At 72.4% G+C, this 18888-nt stretch carries 16 protein-coding genes; 5 read left to right on the forward strand and 11 right to left on the reverse strand.

Features of this window, described 5'->3' with window-relative positions:
• The first annotated feature begins 9 nt into the window (after positions 1-9).
• Complete coding sequence (locus ACZ7DL_RS02215; RefSeq protein ID WP_470770729.1) at positions 10-834, forward strand: serine hydrolase domain-containing protein; 825 nt, start codon at positions 10-12, stop codon at positions 832-834.
• A gap of 229 nt (positions 835-1063) precedes the next feature.
• Here the strand turns inward: ACZ7DL_RS02215 and ACZ7DL_RS02220 are convergent, their stop codons facing one another.
• From ACZ7DL_RS02220 to ACZ7DL_RS02245, 6 genes are all read right to left on the reverse strand, one after another.
• Complete coding sequence (locus ACZ7DL_RS02220) at positions 1064-2053, reverse strand: malate dehydrogenase (protein ID WP_470770731.1); 990 nt, start codon at positions 2051-2053, stop codon at positions 1064-1066.
• Between the two features lie 430 nt (positions 2054-2483).
• Positions 2484-3848: a helix-turn-helix domain-containing protein gene (locus ACZ7DL_RS02225; protein WP_470770732.1), complete on the reverse strand. Its 1365-nt coding sequence runs from the start codon at positions 3846-3848 to the stop codon at positions 2484-2486.
• Positions 3849-4021: 173 nt separating this feature from the next.
• Entirely contained in the window at positions 4022-4690 is a 669-nt protein-coding gene (locus ACZ7DL_RS02230) for a response regulator (protein WP_470770733.1), read from the reverse strand.
• Between the two features lie 31 nt (positions 4691-4721).
• Positions 4722-5888 carry a sensor histidine kinase gene (locus ACZ7DL_RS02235; RefSeq protein ID WP_470770734.1) on the reverse strand — a complete coding sequence of 389 codons (1167 nt, stop codon included), beginning with the start codon at positions 5886-5888 and terminating at the stop codon, positions 4722-4724.
• A gap of 216 nt (positions 5889-6104) precedes the next feature.
• On the reverse strand, positions 6105-6575 hold the full coding sequence (locus ACZ7DL_RS02240; protein ID WP_470770735.1) for a DUF3017 domain-containing protein: 471 nt from the start codon (positions 6573-6575) through the stop codon (positions 6105-6107).
• On the reverse strand, positions 6565-7419 hold the full coding sequence (locus tag ACZ7DL_RS02245) for a bifunctional methylenetetrahydrofolate dehydrogenase/methenyltetrahydrofolate cyclohydrolase (RefSeq protein WP_208033845.1): 855 nt from the start codon (positions 7417-7419) through the stop codon (positions 6565-6567). The genes ACZ7DL_RS02240 and ACZ7DL_RS02245 overlap by 11 nt, the downstream gene beginning before the upstream one ends.
• Before the next feature lie 239 nt (positions 7420-7658).
• Here ACZ7DL_RS02245 and ACZ7DL_RS02250 point away from each other — a divergent pair, with 239 nt between their 5' ends.
• A complete protein-coding gene (locus ACZ7DL_RS02250; protein ID WP_470770737.1) occupies positions 7659-8255 on the forward strand; it encodes a hypothetical protein in 597 nt (198 codons plus the stop codon).
• Between the two features lie 298 nt (positions 8256-8553).
• Positions 8554-9531 carry a hypothetical protein gene (locus ACZ7DL_RS02255; RefSeq protein WP_470770739.1) on the forward strand — a complete coding sequence of 326 codons (978 nt, stop codon included), beginning with the start codon at positions 8554-8556 and terminating at the stop codon, positions 9529-9531.
• Between the two features lie 174 nt (positions 9532-9705).
• On the opposite strand, the gene purH is transcribed toward ACZ7DL_RS02255, so the two are convergent.
• Positions 9706-11268 (reverse strand): bifunctional phosphoribosylaminoimidazolecarboxamide formyltransferase/IMP cyclohydrolase, encoded by a 1563-nt coding sequence (gene purH, locus ACZ7DL_RS02260; protein ID WP_470770741.1) that lies wholly within the window; start codon positions 11266-11268, stop codon positions 9706-9708.
• The gene (purN, locus tag ACZ7DL_RS02265) at positions 11265-11903 is read right to left on the reverse strand and encodes a phosphoribosylglycinamide formyltransferase (RefSeq protein ID WP_470770742.1); all 639 of its coding nucleotides are present in this window, start codon (positions 11901-11903) and stop codon (positions 11265-11267) included. Before purN ends, purH begins: the two co-directional genes overlap by 4 nt.
• A gap of 294 nt (positions 11904-12197) precedes the next feature.
• Here purN and ACZ7DL_RS02270 point away from each other — a divergent pair, with 294 nt between their 5' ends.
• A complete protein-coding gene (locus tag ACZ7DL_RS02270) occupies positions 12198-13256 on the forward strand; it encodes a hypothetical protein (protein WP_470770744.1) in 1059 nt (352 codons plus the stop codon).
• 5 nt (positions 13257-13261) lie between these two features.
• Here the strand turns inward: ACZ7DL_RS02270 and ACZ7DL_RS02275 are convergent, their stop codons facing one another.
• Complete coding sequence (locus tag ACZ7DL_RS02275) at positions 13262-15337, reverse strand: cell division protein PerM (RefSeq protein WP_470770746.1); 2076 nt, start codon at positions 15335-15337, stop codon at positions 13262-13264.
• Positions 15338-15433: 96 nt separating this feature from the next.
• Between ACZ7DL_RS02275 and ACZ7DL_RS02280 the strand changes: the two genes are divergently transcribed.
• Positions 15434-16357: an RNA polymerase sigma factor gene (locus ACZ7DL_RS02280; protein WP_470770748.1), complete on the forward strand. Its 924-nt coding sequence runs from the start codon at positions 15434-15436 to the stop codon at positions 16355-16357.
• A 307-nt stretch (positions 16358-16664) separates the two neighbouring features.
• Here the strand turns inward: ACZ7DL_RS02280 and sucD are convergent, their stop codons facing one another.
• Both sucD and sucC read right to left on the reverse strand, forming a co-directional pair.
• Positions 16665-17549, reverse strand: coding sequence for a succinate--CoA ligase subunit alpha (gene sucD, locus ACZ7DL_RS02285; RefSeq protein ID WP_470770749.1), 885 nt, complete (start codon positions 17547-17549; stop codon positions 16665-16667).
• Between the two features lie 27 nt (positions 17550-17576).
• Positions 17577-18755 (reverse strand): ADP-forming succinate--CoA ligase subunit beta, encoded by a 1179-nt coding sequence (sucC, locus tag ACZ7DL_RS02290; RefSeq protein WP_470770751.1) that lies wholly within the window; start codon positions 18753-18755, stop codon positions 17577-17579.
• Positions 18756-18888: the final 133 nt, after the last annotated feature.

The raw sequence follows: 18888 nt of genomic DNA on the forward strand, positions 1-18888 counted from the left end.
GACCCCACCGTGCGCCGTATCCCGACCTGTGTCCTGAGCGACGCGGGCCCGCCCCGGGTCAGCGACGGACACGCGGTGGACCGTTACGTCGAGATCGGGTCCCTCACGAAGGCGCTCACCGGCACGCTGCTCGCCCGGCTCGCGGAAGCGGGCGTGGTCGGCCTCGACGACCCCGTCGAACGGTGGCTCCCGGCGCCGCCCGGCACGGGCGTCACCCTGCTCGACCTGGCGCGGCACACCTCGGGGCTCCCCCGGCTGCCGCCCCGCGTCGGGCGCCGGGACCCGTACGCGGCCTTCGACCGGGCGGAGTTGCTGCGGCTGGTGCGGGGCCTGGACACCCTCGCCGTACGCCCGCCGGGGGAGGAGGAGTACTCCAACCTGGGGTATGCCCTTCTCGGCGCGGCCCTGGCCGCGGCGGGCGGGGCCGACTACGAGGAACTGCTGGACAGGTACGTCCTGCGCCCGCTGGACATCACCGAGGTGACGGCCCGTCCGCCCGCCGAACGGCGGCTGACGGCACCGGGGCTGCTGCCCGGCACGCGGCGCAGGCCGTGGACGATGGACGGGGCGATCCTGCCGGCGGGCGGACTGTGGGCGACACCGCGTGCCGTCGCCGATCTCGTCGTACGGCTGCTGGTGGAACGGCGGTTGGGCGAACCGGCCGTGAGCTGGCAGGCGGCGGGGCCGCTGCGCTGGCACAACGGCGCCACCGGGCACGCGTCCGCGTTCGCCGGGGCGTTGGACGACGGCCGGTGGGTGGTGGTCCACCGGCTGGGCGGCCGCGCGGAGGAGACGGACCGGGCCGGGGTCGAGGTGCTCAGGCGAGAAGGGTGAGGCGGCCCCCGGCTCCGGCCGGGCAGCGCCCATACGACGAGATCCCCTCCCGCAGCAGCGGGAGGGGATCTCGTGTCTGGAGCGCCGGGCAGGCCTTGCACCTGCATCTCCCCGCAGGAAGCGGGGCGTCTTTCCTTGGACCACCAACGCATCACCTGGTGCCGGGTTTCCGGCGGCCGGTGCGTGATCAACTATAGCGCACCGGCCGGCGGGGTCACACCACGTCAGGTCAGATGAGGCCGAGGCCGCGGACCGCCTCGCGCTCCTCCGCGAGCTCGTTGACGGAGGCGTCGATGCGGGCGCGGGAGAACTCGTTGATGTCCAGGCCCTGGACGATCTCGTACTTGCCGTCCCTGCAGGTGACCGGGAAGGAGGAGATCAGGCCCTCCGGGACGCCGTAGGAGCCGTCCGACGGGATGCCCATGGAGGTCCAGTCGCCCTCGGCGGTGCCGTTGACCCAGGTGTGGACGTGGTCGATGGCGGCGTTGGCGGCGGAGGCGGCGGAGGACGCGCCACGGGCCTCGATGATCGCGGCACCACGCTTGGCGACGGTCGGGATGAAGTCCTCGGCCAGCCACTTCTCGTCGTTCACGACCTCGGCGGCGTTCTTGCCGGCGACCGTGGCGTGGAAGATGTCCGGGTACTGGGTGGCGGAGTGGTTGCCCCAGATGGTCAGGCGCTTGATGTCGGCGACCGTGGAGCCCGTCTTCTTCGCCAGCTGGGTCAGCGCGCGGTTGTGGTCCAGGCGGGTCATCGCGGTGAAGCGCTCGGCCGGGACGTCCGGCGCGGCGGCCTGCGCGATGAGCGCGTTGGTGTTGGCCGGGTTGCCGACGACGAGCACCTTGATGTCGTCCGCGGCGTGGTCGTTGATGGCCTTGCCCTGCGGCTTGAAGATGCCGCCGTTGGCCTCCAGCAGGTCACCGCGCTCCATGCCCTTGGTTCGCGGACGGGCGCCCACCAGCAGGGCTACGTTGGCGCCGTCGAAGGCGACGTTCGGGTCGTCGGTGATCTCGATGCCCTGGAGCAGCGGGAAGGCGCAGTCGTCCAGCTCCATGGCCGTGCCCTCGGCGGCCTTGAGCGCCGGGGTGATCTCCAGCAGGCGAAGCTTGACCGGCACGTCCGCGCCGAGCAGCTGGCCGGAGGCGATGCGGAAGAGCAGGGCGTAACCGATCTGGCCGGCCGCGCCGGTGACGGTGACGTTCACGGGAGTGCGGGTCATGGCGTTCTCCGTATGACAGCTGGCGGTGGGGCTCCCTGCCCCGGGCGGATGATCGATCTCTTGGCGTCAAGAGAGATCCAGCGGTCAGGCTATCGCGCATCCGGCATGCGAGACGTCCGGGGCCGTGTGGCTCACCCCACAAGGGGATCAGCAGGGACGTATCGCCGGTGACGGCGGCGGACGGAGGGGCGGTACGGATACCAAAAGGCGGCCGTCCGTCCGGGAGAGGAGTGGACGGCGGCCGCCGGTGGGGGGTACCGGCGTACCGGACTCCCGTGGGGGTAACCGTTCGCGTGCCCAGGATCCGGCCCGCTATGCGCCGCGTCTTGGAATTTCCCCCTCCTAATTTTTTCCGGCCCGCTCCGGCCTGCCGTTTCCTACCTGTTCCTGCGTGTTCCTGCGGGTTCCTGCGTGCCGCGCGATCCGTCCGTCATTCCGTGCAGCCCGTCAGGCCCGAGGCGAGCGTGGCGCAGGCCCTGGCCTCGGCCGGGGTGCGTACGGCGACCATCGGGGTGTACCCGATCGTGTCCCCGGCCGCCGTGATGTCACCCGTCTGCCGGGTCTTGCCCACGGAGAGCCGCACGGTGTCGCCCGGCGCACCGCTGGTGATCCGGCCCCAGGCCGCGCCGCACGCCTTGTTGTAGCGGACCTCCAGGGTGGTGGTGCCGATGGTGGCGGTCTTGGCGGTGGTCACCAGGTCGCCGCCGCACCCCATGGCCTCGGCGTCCTTGCCGGTGCAGGCGGAGCCGGCGCACTTGACGCCGGGGGGCGGGCTCGTCCGGGTACGGGCCGCCGGGGAGGGCGACTTGGCGGCACCCTCCTTCGTGTGGCCGTCGCCGTCGCGATGGGTGAGGAAGAAGGCGCCGGCGATGAGCACGAGCACGCCGACCAGGCCCGCGAAGAACATCGTCACCTGCTGGCGGCGCGCGGACCACTGACCCGGTGGCGTCGGCGGCGCGGCCGCGGTCTGGCCGTCGAGAGGGGTGGGGGTGTCCGGTCCCGGGGCGCCGGAGGGGCCGGCCGGGGTGCGGGTGGAGACACCCGCGACGCCGGTAGAGCCGCCCGGGGCGCGGGTGGAGACACCCGCGACGCCGGTAGAGCCGCCCGGGGCGCGGGTGGAGACACCCGCGACGCCGGTAGAGCCGCCCGGGGCGCGGGTGGAGACACCCGGGGCGCCGGTGGGGCCGGCCGGGCGGGTCGGGGGGCGGCTGTTCGGGCGGGCGCTCGCCTGGGACGGGCCCCGGTAACCGGCCAGTCCCCAGGAGTTCTTGACGACCGGGGCTTCGCCTCCGTCCGCCGAGCCGCCCGCGGCGCCGTCGCGCGCCTCGGTGTCCGGGCCGGCCGGCTGGGCGGGGACGGTCGGCGAGACTCCGGCGGGACCGGCGACCCCCGGCACCGCGGCGCCACCGCCGCCCTTGCGGGCGGCCGGTCCCGCGTCCTCTTCCGTCGTCGCCCCGACGTCCCCGAGCGCGGCACGCGCCTGTGCGATGCGCAGGGCCTCCATGGTGGTGTCGTGCCGCATCTCCGAGCGGCTCCAGGCTCGTTCGGCCAGCTCCCACAGGGTGGTCAGGTGGACGGGATGGGTGCCGGTGACCTCGGCCAGCGCGATGACCGCGCCCTTGGGGGCGAGGAGCCGGCCGCCCAGGTACCGCTCCCAGGACGTCTTGCTCCAGCCCGTGCGGTCGGCCAGTTGCGCGATGCTCAGGCCGCTCTGGTCCACGAGCCGTCGCAGCCGGCCGGTGAACTCCTTGATCTGCGGGTCCAGATCCTCCGGCAAGGCTTTCCAACGAGGCATCGCTCCCCCTCTTCCCCCCGGTCGTGCTGACGTTCTCGCGCGCGGTCCCCCCGGTCCGCCCCCGTGGTCCGGTACCCGTCCTGGCCGGCCACCCACAGGGATGCGCTGACCAAGGATCCCAGTTCCGCAAGGCGGGTGCACACGCGCGGGGCGGCACTGCCGCCGCCGGGGGGTCAGCCGCCCGGGGTCACCAGGCCGGTCTCGTACGCCAGCACCACCGCCTGCGCCCGGCTGCCCAGATCGAGCTTGGTCATCGTGCGGTTGAGGTGGGTCTTGACGGTGGCCTCGCTGATGAAGAGGCGGTCGGCGATCTCCAGGTTGGACAGGCCGCGGGCGGTGAGCTTGAGGACCTCCGTCTCGCGGGAGGTGAGCACGCCGAGGTCGGGCGGGGCCGCGGTGCCGGCGGCGGGCGCCTGTTGCCGGGCGAACGCCTCCACCAGGCGCCGGGTGACGCTGGGCGCGAAGAGCGCGTCGCCGCCGTCGACGGCGGTGACCGCCGCGAGCAGCCGCTCGGGTCCGGAGTCCTTCAGCAGGAACCCGGAAGCGCCGGCACGCAGCGCCCCGTACACGTACTCGTCCAGGTCGAAGGTGGTCAGCACCAGGATCCGGGGCGGGCGTTCGGCGGCCTGGGCGAGGATCCGTTCGGTGGCCTCGATGCCGTTGACGCCGGGCATCCGGATGTCCATGAGGACGACGTCGGGACGGGTCTCGACGGCGAGCCGCACGGCCTCCTCGCCGTCCGCGGCCTCGCCCACCACCTCGAAGCCGGGCGCGGCGTCGAGCAGGCCCACGAGTCCGGCGCGGATGAGGAACTGGTCGTCCACGACGAGCACTCTGGTCACCGTACGGTCGTCCCCCCGCCGTGCGCTCCCGCTACCGCTCCGCCTCCGGCGCGTCCCTCCGGCTGCGCTCGGCGGCCGAGGTGGGCAGGGTCAGCCGGACCTCGTAGCCGCCCTCGGAGCGTGGGCCGACTGCGATCGTCCCGCCGTAGAGCTTGGCCCGCTCACGCATGCCAATCAAGCCGTGTCCACTGCCCGTCGGCACTCTGGCCGGATCCGCCCCCTCGCCGTCGTCGGCGACGCGGACGGTCAGCTCGTGGACGCCGTAGCGGAGTTCCACGCGCGCGCGTGCCGGGCCGGCGTGTTTGAGGGCGTTGGTGAGGGCCTCCTGGACGACGCGGTAGGCGCACAGTTCGACGCCGGGCGGCAGCGGGCGGGCGGTGCCCTCGACGGCGAGGTCCACGGGCAGGCCGCCGGCCCGGACCCGGTCGCAGAGTTCGCCGAGCCGGGCCAGGGTGGGCAGGGCGCCTTCGGGGGCCTCCGGGTCCTGCTCGCGCAGCACCTGGAGCATGCGGCGCAGCTCCTCCAGGGCCTCGCCGCTGGTGTCGGCGATGGTGCCGAGCGCGCCGCGCGCCGTGCCGGGGGCGGAGTCGAAGACGAACCGGGCGAGGCCGGCCTGCACGGAGATCACCGACATGTGGTGGGCGACGACGTCGTGCAGTTCGCGGGCGATCCGGCCGCGTTCCTCGGCGACCGCGCGCCGGGCCCGCTCGGCCTGTTCGGCGCGCAGCCGCCGGGTGAGTTCGGCGGTACGGCGGGCCAGGTGGCCGAACCAGACCAGCACCGAGCAGTACAGCAGCGCCTGGCCGAGCACGGACGCCATGGACGGGCTGTGGCTGACCACACCGGCGTACACCCAGACCGCGGTCATGGCGGCGGCGCAGGCCAGGGCGGTGCGCACCGGACGGACGGAGGCCACGGTGTACAGGGCGAGCATGGAGCCGAAGGTGGACACCACCGGCCAGTAGCCGAGGGAGATGTAGGCGACGGCGGCGGCCTGGACGACGGCGAAGACGGTGAGCGGGCGGCGACCGCGCAGGGCGACCGGGAGGTGGGCGAGCGCGACGAGGACGTAGGCGCGGGCGTCGAGTTCCGGCCATCCCTGCGACCGGGACTCCCGTCCGAGCAGAACGGCCACCACGACCATGGCCACCGCGATCAGGGTGTCCACGACGAGCGGGCGGAGGGTCCTCGGTCGCATCGCCGCAGGGTAGCCCGCACGCCCCGGCCCCCGAGTCAACCAGACGCGGTACCGCGGAAGTTGCAGACCCCGGGTGGCTACCGCCCGAGACGGTACGGCGGTTCAGCCCGGGGACGGAGGCGGCGCGCGGCGGGCGGCCGTAGCGTCGGGGACGGGGGAGACGGCGGTGGCCCGCGTCCCCGGGGGAGGCGCGGGCCACCTGCCGTAGCGGCTTCGCTACTTGGCGAGCGTGAAGTGCAGGATGTCCTTCAGGAACGGGATCCGCAGCCACGGGTCGGGCTGCACCATCATCGCCAGCAGGACGATCGCGAGTCCGAGGATGCCGTAGGTGGCGATGTCCGTGAAGCGGGAGCGGACGGCGAGCATGCCGACGCTCGGCAGAATCCAGCGCAGGACCGCGCCGGCCAGCAGGGCGGCGCCGACCAGCAGGGTGCCGACGCGGAACACGTCCAGCGCCGTCAGCAGCAGGCCGAGCGCGACCCCCGACAGCACGACGAGCATGGGCCACTGCCGGGCGGGCGCCGGGGCGCCGCCGGGCGCGGCCCGGCCGCCGCCCTCGGGCCGTGCGGTGTCCCTCGTGAACAGCGGGAAGCGGCGGGTGGTACGGCGCGGACGCCCCTCGGCGTCGGGGGCGCTGATCGCGTCACGCACGCTCGGCTCACCGCCGCGCGTGTTCTCAGCCGGCACTGCGCTCCGCCGCCTCGACCACGTTGACCAGCAGCTGCGCCCGGGTCATCGGACCGACACCGCCGGGGTTCGGGGAGATCCAGCCGGCCACCTCGGTCACGTCCGGGTGGACGTCACCGACGATCTTGCCCTCCGCGTTGCGGGAGACGCCGACGTCCAGGACCGCCGCGCCCGGCTTGACGTCCTCGGCGCGGATCAGGTGCGGGAAGCCGGCCGCCGCGACGATGATGTCGGCCCGCTTCAGGTGCGCGGACAGGTCGCGGGTGCCGGTGTGGCACTGGGTGACGGTGGCGTTCTCGCTGCGCCGGGTGAGCAGCAGCGGCATCGGGCGGCCGATGGTGACGCCGCGGCCGACGACCACGACCTCGGCGCCCTTGATCTCCACGCCGTGGGCCCGCAGGAGGCTGATGATGCCGTTGGGCGTGCAGGGCAGCGGGGCCGGCTCGTTCAGCACCAGGCGGCCGAGGTTCATCGGGTGCAGGCCGTCGGCGTCCTTGGCCGGGTCCATCAGCTCCAGGATGCGGTTCTCGTCGATGCCCTTGGGCAGCGGCAGCTGGACGATGTAGCCGGTGCAGGCCGGGTCCTCGTTCAGCTCGCGGACGACCGCCTCGATCTCCTCCTGGGTGGCCGTGGCCGGCAGTTCCCGCTGGATGGAGGCGATGCCCACCTGGGCGCAGTCGCGGTGCTTGCCGGCGACGTACTTCTGGCTGCCGGGGTCGTCCCCGACGAGGATCGTGCCGAGGCCGGGCGTGACGCCCCTCTCCTTCAGCGCCGCCACGCGGGCGGTCAGATCGGACTTGATCGCGGCTGCGGTGGCCTTGCCATCGAGAATCTGGGCGGTCATGCTCCCATCCTCCCGGATGACCGGGTCCCGGTTCCAATCCGGGTGTCACAGCTTGATCGATGATGTTGCACTTGCACAACACCTCGCTTTCCAGCTGGACAAGTAAGAGCGTGTTAAAGAACGATGAGCACACAGTGCCGCGGGCAGTGCCGGGGGGACGGACCGCATCACAGAACTCTCCTCCGAACCGTGCCGCGCGTCGTCCCCGCACTTGAGCAACGCAACGGAGGAAAACCGCCATGAGCTTTGGCGACCCGAACAACCCCTACGGCCCGCCGCAGGGCCAGCAGCCCGGCTACCCGCCCCAGGCGCCGCAGGGCTACGGCTACCCGCAGCAGCCGGCCTACCCCGGTTACCCGGGCGGTAACGCGATGCCGCAGACGATGCCCGGTCTGGTGACCACCGCCCGGGTCCTGCTCTACATCGTGGCAGCCGCGCAGATCCTCATCGGCATCTTCGCCCTGTTCGGCGCCGCAACGCTCAACGACGCGTCCAACGCGAGCGAGGACACCTTCGGCAGTAACGGCTTCGCCGACATCGGGCATGACGGCGCCGGCATCATCTTCGTCGTCGCGCTGCTCTTCCTCGGGCTCGCCGCGCTGTCGATCACGCTGGGCGTGAAGTTCTCCAAGGGGGGCCAGGGCATCCGCATCACGACCATGGTCTACGGCATCCTGGGTGCTCTCTTCGGCGTCCTGATCCTCATCAGCGCGGCCGACGCCGGCTCCAGCGCTGGTCTGGTGTGGGCCCTGATGTGGATCGGCTTCGGCGGCGTGATGGCGGCAGCGATGATCGTCTCGTCCGGCGCGGCCTGGTTCAACCGGCCGCGGTACTGAGAACTACCGACAGGCGCACCACCGGGCTGTGCCCCTCTCTTGGCAGAGGGGCACAGCCCGGTTCGCTTTCTCGGCGACGACGCGTCGCTCATGCCATCGACCGGCGCCAGAGACAGCCACCGATGGTAACTGGGAGCGAAGAAGAGGTAACTTGACGCACATGATTGGCCAATGATTAGCTCCCGTCGCCATCACATTGACCAAGAGATGGCCCACAGCCGATGACCAACGGCTGTGGAGCAGTACAGGGGGCCGTACGCCATACGCGCACTCCCCTGCAAAATCGGGAGTCTCACACTTGAATACTTCGTCGCGACGCAAGGTCCGCACCGGCATCTTGGCTGGTACGTCCGTACTCACCGCGGTCGCCATGCTCTCCGCTGCATCCCCCGCCCTTGCCGATACGGATGGCAGCACAACTGCACAGGCCGCCGCCTCGGTGGTGGAACGAGCCACCGGTACCAGCGACCTGGCTCAGTCGACTGCCGCCCCGGAAAGCGCAGCCCGCGCCGTCACCAGCTCCAAGTCGAGCACTGTGACGGTCACCGCGCCCACTGATTCCAGCGGTTACGTGGAGTCCACCGCAGCCGACGGCACTTCTCTCCGTCTCCACCTGCCCGAGACCCAGAAAGTCACCGGCGTCAAGGCCGGTGTAGGCACCGTTGTCTACGCGAACGCGGCCCGATCGACCGACATCGCGGTACAACCGATCGCGGACGGCGGAGCACGCGCCCTCGTCGCACTCAAGGACAGCACCGCTCCGGGCGAGTACCGCTTCGACCTCGAACTCCCTTCCGGCACCGAGCTGATCCCGGACGGCCAGGGCGGATACCTGATCACCAAGGAGGGAACCCAGGGCGCGACGGTGCTGGGTTCCATAGACGCGCCCTGGGCGAAGGACGCCAACGGGAAGGCGGTTCCGACCGCCTACCGGATCGAGGGCCGTTCGATCGTTCAGACGGTGACGACCACCGAGAGCACGGCCTTCCCCGTAGTGGCCGACCCAACGGTCAGCTACGGCTGGAACATCTACATCAAGTTCAACAAGAACGAGGTCAAGCGCCTCAATAACAAGGTGCAATACGCTGACTCCGCGGTGGCCCTGTGCGGTCTGCTCATCAACCCGGTGGCCGCTGTCGGCTGCGCCGGGATCAGCGGCGCGATCATCAAGAGGATCCAGCGCGTGTGGCGATACGCCGCAGACCACAAGCGGTGCGTGGAACTGTCGATCACGTACACCGGCTTCTTCAACGACATCAAGCACTACAAGTGCTGAGGCATGCCTCCGGGCGCGGCGGATCCTCCGCGGCCTGATCCGCGTCGTCCGAGCGCTGAACAACGCCAACCGCAACCGGGCCGCCCGGGCGGGCGGCCGGTCTCCCTGCGCGCGCCTGGGGCCCATCAAGCCGCTGCCGTGCCGGGCGCGTCCCGGCACGGCAGCGGCTGCGGCTCAGTGGAAGAAGTGGCGCGTGCCCGTGAAGTACATGGTCACGCCCGCCTTCTTGGCGGCCTCCACGACCTGCTCGTCACGGATCGAGCCGCCCGGCTGGACGATCGCCCGGACACCGGCGTCGATGAGGATCTGCGGGCCGTCGGGGAAGGGGAAGAAGGCGTCGGAGGCCGCGTAGGAACCGCGGGCCCGCTCCTCGCCGGCCCGCTCGACGGCCAGCTTGCACGAGTCGACGCGGTTGACCTGGCCCATGCCGACGCCGACCGAGGCGCCGTCCTTGGCGAGCAGGATCGCGTTGGACTTCACCGCACGGCACGCCTTCCAGGCGAAGGCCAGCTCCTTCAGCTCCGCGGCGGAGAGCGCCTCGCCGCTGGCCAGCGTCCAGTTGGCCGGGTCGTCGCCCTCGGCCTGGAGCCGGTCGGCGACCTGGAGCAGGGCACCGCCGTCGATCGGCTTGACCTCGACCGGGTGGGCCGGGGCGTCGGGGCAGCGCAGCACGCGGATGTTCTTCTTCTTGGTGAGGGCCTCAAGCGCGCCCTCCTCGTAGTCCGGCGCCACGATGACCTCGGTGAAGATCTCCGCGACCTGCTCGGCCATCTCCTTGCTGACCGGCCGGTTGACGGCGATCACGCCGCCGTACGCGGAGACCGGGTCGCAGGCGTGGGCCTTGCGGTGCGCCTCGGCGACGTCCGCACCGACCGCGATGCCGCAGGGGTTGGCGTGCTTGATGATCGCGACACAGGGCTCGGCGTGGTCGTACGCGGCACGGCGGGCGGCGTCCGTGTCCGTGTAGTTGTTGTACGACATCTCCTTGCCGTGCAGCTGCTCGGCCGCCGCGAGCCCGCCCTCGCCGGAGGTGTAGAGGGCGGCGGGCTGGTGCGGGTTCTCGCCGTAGCGCAGGGTGTGCGCGCGCTCCAGGGTGGTGCCGAGGAAGTCGGGGAACGACGAGTCGTCGGCGGGCGCGTAGGCGGAGGCGAACCACGACGCGACGGCGATGTCGTACTCCGCCGTGTGCCGGAAGGCCTCCGCGGCCAGGCGCTTGCGGGCGGCGAGGTCGAAGCCGCCGGTCTGCGCCGCGGCGAGGACGTCGGCGTACCGCTGCGGGCTGGTCACCACGGCCACCGACGGGTGGTTCTTGGCGGCGGCGCGGACCATCGACGGACCGCCGATGTCGATCTGCTCCACGCACTCGTCGGGCGAGGCACCGGAGGCGACGGTCTCGCGGAACGGGTAGAGGTTGACGACGACCAGGTCGAACGGCTCCACGCCCAGCTCGGCGAGCTGCCGCTGGTGGTCCTCCAGGCGCAGGTCGGCGAGGATGCCCGCGTGCACCTTCGGGTGCAGGGTCTTGACCCGGCCGTCCAGGCACTCGGGGAAGCCGGTCAGCTCCTCGACCTTCGTGACGGGGACACCGGCGGCGGCGATCCGGCCGGCCGTGGACCCGGTGGAGACCAGCTCCACACCGGCCTCGTGCAGCCCGCGGGCCAGCTCCTCCAGGCCGGTCTTGTCGTAGACGCTGACGAGCGCGCGACGGATGGCCCGCTTGTTGCTCTCGGCGGTCACTGGATAACTACCTTTCGTCCCTCAATGCGATAGCCGTTGCGGGCGAGCCGCCCCACGACCTCGACGAGCAGCCTTCGCTCGACTTCCTTGATGCGCTCGTGCAGCGCGCTCTCGTCGTCCTCGTCCCGGATCTCGACCACGCCCTGGGCGATGATCGGCCCGGTGTCGACGCCGTCGTCGACGAAGTGGACGGTGCAGCCGGTGACCTTGGCGCCGTACGCGAGCGCGTCACGGACCCCGTGGGCCCCCGGAAAACTGGGCAGCAGGGCCGGGTGGGTGTTGACGAACCGCCCGCCGAACCGCGCAAGGAACTCCTTGCCGACGATCTTCATGAACCCGGCGGAGACGACGAGGTCGGGCTCGTACGCGGCCACGGCCTCGGCGAGGGCGGCGTCCCACTCCTCCCGCGTACCGAAGTCCTTCACCTTGCACACGAAGGTGGGCAGCCCGGCCCGCTCGGCGCGGGCGAGCCCCTCGATACCGGTGCGGTCGGCCCCGACGGCGACGATCCGCGCGCCGTACGACTCGGCTCCGGTTCGCTCGATCTCGTCCAGGAGCGCCTGGAGATTGGTGCCGGATCCGGAGACCAGCACGACGAGGCGCTTGACCGCGGGGCCAGGGGTGGTGGCGGCCACGATGGGGCCCTTTCTCGGGTTGCGATCCGTGCACGGCCGTCGACCGGCCGGGCGGTTTGTACAGTCGTACGAATGCTTCGCACTCCCGGATACGGGGAAGTCTACGAAGCGGCCGACCGCCAGCAACGATACCGGCACTTCGGACGGGGCCCCCGGGACGGGTGGCCGGCCGGAAGGTAGCGTTCGCAAGGAATCACGAAGAGCAGCCTCGGGAACGCGGTCGTCGTGCGGTGCGTTCACGGGGTGGAAGCTCACGTCGACTGCCGTAGTCACCTAGGGGAAGACGCTCTTTTGATGCCCGATCGCAGCCTGCGACTCCTCACGTTCCCGCCGCGCCCGGCCCAGGGAGGCGAGCGTGGCGCCGCACTGCTGCGCGAGCAGCCGACGTCACCGCCGGCCCAGACCCCGCGCGGCGGCCCGGGCGGCTCGGGGCAGGGCGGGTCCGGCTACGGCTCCGGGCCGGGTGACCCGGGGCACGGCGGCTTCGGGCGGGGTGACTCGGGGCAGGGCGGTTCCGGGCACGGCGGGGAGCGACAGGACGACAATCCGTTCGCGCCGCCGCCGGAGGGGACTCCGGACCGGCCGTGGCAGCCTCGCCACCCCGGAGGAGCGACCGGGCCCGGGTACGGTCCGGGTCCCGGGCAGGGACATGGGCCTGGTCCTGGGCAGGCGCACGGTCCGGGGCCGGGAATGGGTCATGGTCCGTGGCAGGGACAGGGACAGGGACCGTGGCAGGGACAGGGACAGGGACAGGGTCCGTGGCAGGGACAGGGGCAGGGTCCCGGTCCGGGCGCGGGTCAGGGGCCGGGGCACGGTCAAGGGCCCGGCGATGGTTCGCCCTGGGGTAATCAGTGGAGTGACCGTCAGCCCGGCCGCTCCCCCGACGGCTTCGGTGAGCGGCCCGGTGGCGGCCCGCAGGGCCCCGGCGGGCCGGCCGGTCCGGACATGCGCTGGGACCCGACGGACCCGGCCCAGCGCCGCGCGCGGTACGCCTTGCTCTCCGGCATATGGGCGGTCTTCTTCGCCCTGTTCAGCTGGCCGTACGTGGCCCTGCTGCTGGGCGCGCTGGCCCTGTACTGGGGCAGCAGCGCGCTGCGCGCCAAGCCGCGCCGCCCGGAGCCGGGCGCCCCGGCGGCGCCCACCGGCCGGCCGCCCCAGACGACGGCGGCCGTCAGCGGCCTGGTGACGGCGTCCCTGGCCCTGGTCCTGGTGGCCTCGACCTTCACGGTCCAGCTGGTCTACCGCGACTACTACACCTGCGTGAACGACGCCCTCACCCACGAGGCCAAGCAGTCCTGCGAGACCCTGTTGCCGCGCGAGCTGCGGGGCGTACTGGGTACGCAGAACAGCTGACGCTCTCACTCGGGGGACTCCGGGTGGGAGCCGGGGTCGGACTCCGGGGGTGACCAGGGGGCGCTGCCGGCCGCGTCCCGGGCCGCGGCGGCCTCCTTCAGTGCCGCCCAGCGGGAGGCACGGGCGACATCGTCGTGCCAGTCCCCTGGGAGGGGCTCGCTGAACGCGGTCGGGAACGGGTCGGCGGCCGGCACGAAGTCGTACAGGTCCTCCTCGGCGGCTTCCGTTCGAGCGGGCGCCGGGCCCTTGTCGGTGCCCTTGGGCCGGGCCGGTCCCTTGGCTCTGTTCCAGAGCCTGCCCGTGGCCGCGACTCCGCCGACTGTGTCCCTGCCCGCGCTCGTGCCTGCGCCTGCGCCCGTCCCTGCGGCTGCGGCGTCCCCGCCATCGCCCGGGGCCGGCACCCCGCCGGTAGCGCCCGATTCCGGATCCGCCGCCTCCCCCGCGTCCCTCGCCTCCCCCACGTCCCTCGCCTCCCCCTCGTTCCTGGCCTGCACCGCGTCGCTCGCCTCGCCCGCGCTCCTCGCCTGCCCGTCATCCGTCCGGGCCGCGGCCCGCTTCGCCGCATCCATCACAGCCGCGGCCCGCTTCCCCGCATCCGTCACCGCCGTGCCCTTCTTCGGCGTGTCCGACGAGGCCGCGGCCTGCGCTCCCTGCGCTCCCTGCGCTCCCTGCGCTCCCTGCGCTCCCTGCGCTCCCTGCGCCAGGATCGCGCCGGGTTCCCCGCGCCGGCCGCGCAGGCGCCAGGCCCGTGCGCTCAGCGCCACCGGCAGCGCGAAGACCAGCGTCCAGGCCCCGGCCGCTCCCCCGGTCTGCCACCACAGCGGGCCGAGGCGGGCCAGGGCGGCGACGCCCAGGGGGCCGCCCGCCAGCGCGGCGAGCAGGGCGAGGGCCCCGGCGCAGACCGTCGCCGTCAGCAGGACCACCCCGGCGGTCCGGCCGGCCGACCAGCGGGCCGTTGACCGTCCCCCGGCCTCCGGCCGCCGCACGGCCGCCCGCGCCACGAACCACCCGGCCGTCATCCCGGCCACCGCGGGCACCAGCCCGGCCGCCCAGTTCTGCGGCGTACCGGCGCCCGGATCCGGCACCGCGGCCAGCAGCGGGAACGGCGGCAGCAGCGGGGCGGGGTCGGAGGCGAGCGGGTGGACCAGATGTCCGGTGCCGAGGGAGAAGCCGGGGCCGAGTGCGTAGGAGGCTGCCCACACCGCCGCGTTGGGGACGAGCGCGACACCGAGCAGCAGTACGGCGAACCGACCCGTCCAACCCTCCGTCAGCTGGAGGAAGGACGCCCGCGCCGGCCCGCCGTGCCACACCAGGGACACCCCGACCAGCAGCGCCCCGCCCCCGAAGAGCACCACCGTCGCGGCACCGGCGGCCCGTACGGCCGCGCCCAGCCGTCCCCGCGCGTCCGTGCCGAACCCCAGCCGCCGCACCGGCCCCGGCAGCACCACCAGCACGCTCCGCAGAAGCCCCCCGGCTCTCGGCTCCGCCCCGGCAGGAAGGTGCCCGTCGCGCCGGCGGTCGTACGCCGACGCCACCCCCGCGCCGGCCGCGACCGCCACGACGAGCGGCAGACACACCGTCACCCAGCTCCACTGTGGGCGCAGTTCGCCGCCCGAGCAGTACAGCGCCGCGGCGGTGCCGACACCCAGGTAGCCGAGGACCACGCCCGTCCACGCGGTCCGCGCCGGCACCGGTGGCGGGCCGTCCGGTTCGGCGGAGGCGTCGGTGGCGTCCCGCGCCGCCCGGTACACCAGCCACAGCGGCAGGGCGAGCAGCAGCAGCGGAGTGATACCGACGGGCATGGGAGCGCCGGAGAGCGTGTCGGTGCGGACCAGTTCGACGCCGTGCGCCAGCAGCCACAGGGCGGCGGCGACGTGCAGCGCCCCGGCCGGGCCGCTGTCCGGGTAGGGCGAGCTGACCCACAGCATCATCACCAGCACGGCGATCGAACCGAGCCCGAGTCCGGCCGCGACGGCCCCGCCCAGCAGGCTCGCGGTCAGCCCTGGCGAGCTGTCACGCAGCCAGGGGAGCAGAGGCGACAACGGCGGGCGGCGAGCGGTCATCCGGATCACGCACGCCATGCTCCCAACGACACGCGCTTTCCCGTCGTAACGGGCGAACTCCCGTAGTGTCGCTCAATATATGTTTATGTTCTTTTTCGCACGGAAGGGCGTACGGTGACGACGCAGAACCAGCTGCCACCGCCGAACGAACGCCGACGCCTGCGCCGGCCGCGCTCGCTGACGGCGGATCAGAAGACCTCCGAGCAGACGGGCTCGGGCACCGGGCAGGGCTGCCCGCAGCCGCTGACGCCCGCTCAGGCGTTCGACGCGCTGTACGCCTTCTGCGCCCCCGCCCTCGTCCGCCAGACATATCTGCTGACCGGGCGCCGGGAGCTGGCCCGCGAGGCCGTGGAGCAGGCCTTCCAGCTGGCCTGGCAGCGCTGGCCCGAAGTGGCCCTGGACCGGGACCCGGGCGGCTGGGTGCGGGCGGTGGCGTACGACTGCGCGCTCTCCCCCTGGCACCGTTTCCGCCCCCGCCACCGGTCCCCGGAACCCCCGCCCGCCGACCCCGCCGACCGGGCGCTGCTGCACGCGCTGCTCGGGCTGCCGCCGTCGTACCGGCGCACGCTCGTCCTGTACGACGGTGTGGGTCTCGACCTGCCGGAGACGGCGGCGGAGACGGAGGCGAGCACACCGGCGGCGGCCAGCCGGCTGACCCACGCCCGCCAGGCGCTGGCCGCGCGGCTGCCGGAACTGGCCGATCCCGCCGAGCTCCATCGCCGGCTGCTCGAACTGGCCTCGACCGAGCGGCTGTGCGCGGCCCGGCCGCCCACGGTTCGTGTCGGCTGCGAACGCCGGAACGTCTTCTGGACCCGCGCGGCCATCGCCTTCACCGTGACGATCATCGGCGCGACGACGCTCACGCTGCGGACGGCGCCGACGCGGTACGAGGCGCCGGTGGCCCCGGCCCAGGCGGTACAAGGGGTTCCGCCGCCCGGGGTGATGGGCCCGCTGTCCTGGGAGGAGCAGGCGCTGCGGGCGAAGCTGCGGGGTGCCGCCGCCAAGGGGCCCGAGAGGCTGGCGCCGGATCCGCGGTGAACGTCCGGAGGCCCGCCGTGGGGCGTGGGACCCAGTGCCGACGGCTGGCCCCGGCGTGGGACCGAGTGCCGACCGCTGGTCCCGGCGTGGGACCGAGTGCCGACCGCTGGTCCCTTGTGGCTGGTCGCGCCCACGCGGCTCAGCCGCATATCGACACAGCCCCGCGCCCCTGGGGAGCGGCAGTGCCGTCAGCTGCGTCGCGCCACCGCTGCGGCGCCGCCGAGCGTGGCGGGCGTAAACGCCGGTAGGCCCGTCCCTGCGAACGGGACGGGCCTACCGGCGTTCAGTCGACCGGCGTCGGAAACGCTCAGGCGCTCAGGATCTCCCGGGCCAGCTTCGCCGTCTCGGTCGGGGTCTTGCCGACCTTGACGCCGGCGGCCTCGAGGGCCTCCTTCTTGGCCTGGGCGGTGCCGGAGGAGCCGGAGACGATGGCGCCGGCGTGGCCCATGGTCTTGCCCTCGGGCGCGGTGAAGCCCGCGACGTAACCGACGACCGGCTTGGTCACGTTCTCCTTGATGAACGCGGCCGCCCGCTCCTCGGCGTCGCCACCGATCTCACCGATCATCACGATGAGGTCGGTCTCGGGGTCGTCCTGGAACGCGGCGAGCGCGTCGATGTGCGTGGTGCCGATGATCGGGTCGCCACCGATGCCGACGGCCGTCGAGAAGCCGATGTCCCGCAGCTCGTACATCATCTGGTACGTCAGCGTGCCGGACTTCGAGACCAGGCCGATGCGGCCCGGCTTGGTGATGTCGCCCGGGATGATGCCGACGTTCGACTGGCCCGGGGTGATGATGCCGGGGCAGTTCGGGCCGATGATGCGGGTCTTGTTGCCCTTCTTGCCGGCGTACGACCAGAAGGCGGCCGTGTCGTGCACGGCGATGCCCTCGGTGATCACGACGGCCAGCGGGATCTCGGCGTCGATGGCCTCGACGACCGCGTCCTTGGTGAACTTCTCCGGCACGAAGATGACGGAGACGTTGGCGCCGGTGGCCTCGATGGCCTCCTTGACGGTGCCGAAGACCGGTACCTCGGTGCCGTCGAAGTCCACGGTCTGACCCGCCTTGCGCGGGTTCACGCCGCCCACGACGTTGGTGCCGTCACCGAGCATGAGCTTGGTGTGCTTCATGCCGGTGGCACCGGTCATGCCCTGGACGATGACCTTGCTGTCCTTGTTGAGCCAGATAGCCATGGTGTGTTGTGTCCTCGTCCTGAGTGCTTACTTGGCGGCGTGGGCCAGTTCGGCGGCCTTGTCGGCCGCGCCGTCCATGGTGTCGACGCGCTGCACCAGCGGGTGGTTGGCGTCGGTGAGGATCTTCCGGCCCAGCTCGGCGTTGTTGCCGTCGAGGCGGACGACGAGCGGCTTCTCGACCTTCTCACCGCGGTCCTCGAGGAGCTTCAGGGCCTGGACGATGCCGTTGGCGACCTCGTCACAGGCGGTGATGCCACCGAAGACGTTCACGAACACGGACTTGACGTCCGGGTCGCCCAGGATGATCTCCAGGCCGTTCGCCATGACCTGGGCGGAGGCGCCACCGCCGATGTCCAGGAAGTTGGCGGGCTTGACGTTGCCGTGCTTCTCGCCGGCGTACGCGACGACGTCCAGGGTGCTCATGACGAGACCGGCGCCGTTGCCGATGATGCCGACCTCGCCGTCGAGCTTGACGTAGTTGAGGCCCTTCTCCTTGGCGGCGGCCTCGAGCGGGTTGGCCGCAGCCTTGTCGTGCAGCTCGTCCCAGTCGTGACGGAACTCGGCGTTGTCGTCCAGCGACACCTTGCCGTCGAGGGCGAGGACGTCACCGGAGGCGACCTTCGCGAGCGGGTTGACCTCGACCAGGAGGGCGTCCGACTTGATGAAGGTGTCCCACAGCTTGACCAGGACGTTGACGACCTTGTCCGCGACCTCGGCCGGGAACTTGGCGGCCTCGACGATCTCGCGGGCCTTGGCCTCGTCCACACCGTCGATCGCGTCGATCGGCGTCTTGGCGACGGCCTCCGGACGGGTGGCCGCCACCTCCTCGATCTCCATGCCACCCTCGACGGAGGCGATGGAGAGGAAGGTGCGGTTGGCACGGTCGAGGAGGAAGGAGACGTAGTACTCCTCGACGATCTCCGGAGCGGTCTCGGCGATCATGACCTTGTGGACCGTGTGGCCCTTGATGTCCATGCCGAGGATGTCCGTCGCGCGGGCGACGGCCTCGTCCGCGGAGGCGGCCAGCTTGACGCCACCGGCCTTGCCGCGACCACCGACCTTCACCTGCGCCTTGACGACGGACTTGCCGCCCAGACGCTCGGTGATCTCGCGCGCCGCCTCAGGCGTGTCGATGACTTCACCGGCCAGCACCGGTACATCGTGCTTGGCGAAGAGGTCCCTCGCCTGGTACTCGAACAGGTCCACGCGCTTCCGTCCCTATCAGTGATCTCGCGGTTCGTTGGATGCGTGGGCGTGCCGCGAAGGGCAACGTGACGTCCGCTTGTCACAAGGGAGGCGCACACGGTGTCCGAGCGCGCGGCATGTCCGTCTCGCAGGT

This window comes from Streptomyces sp. NPDC036984, assembly GCF_055607665.1.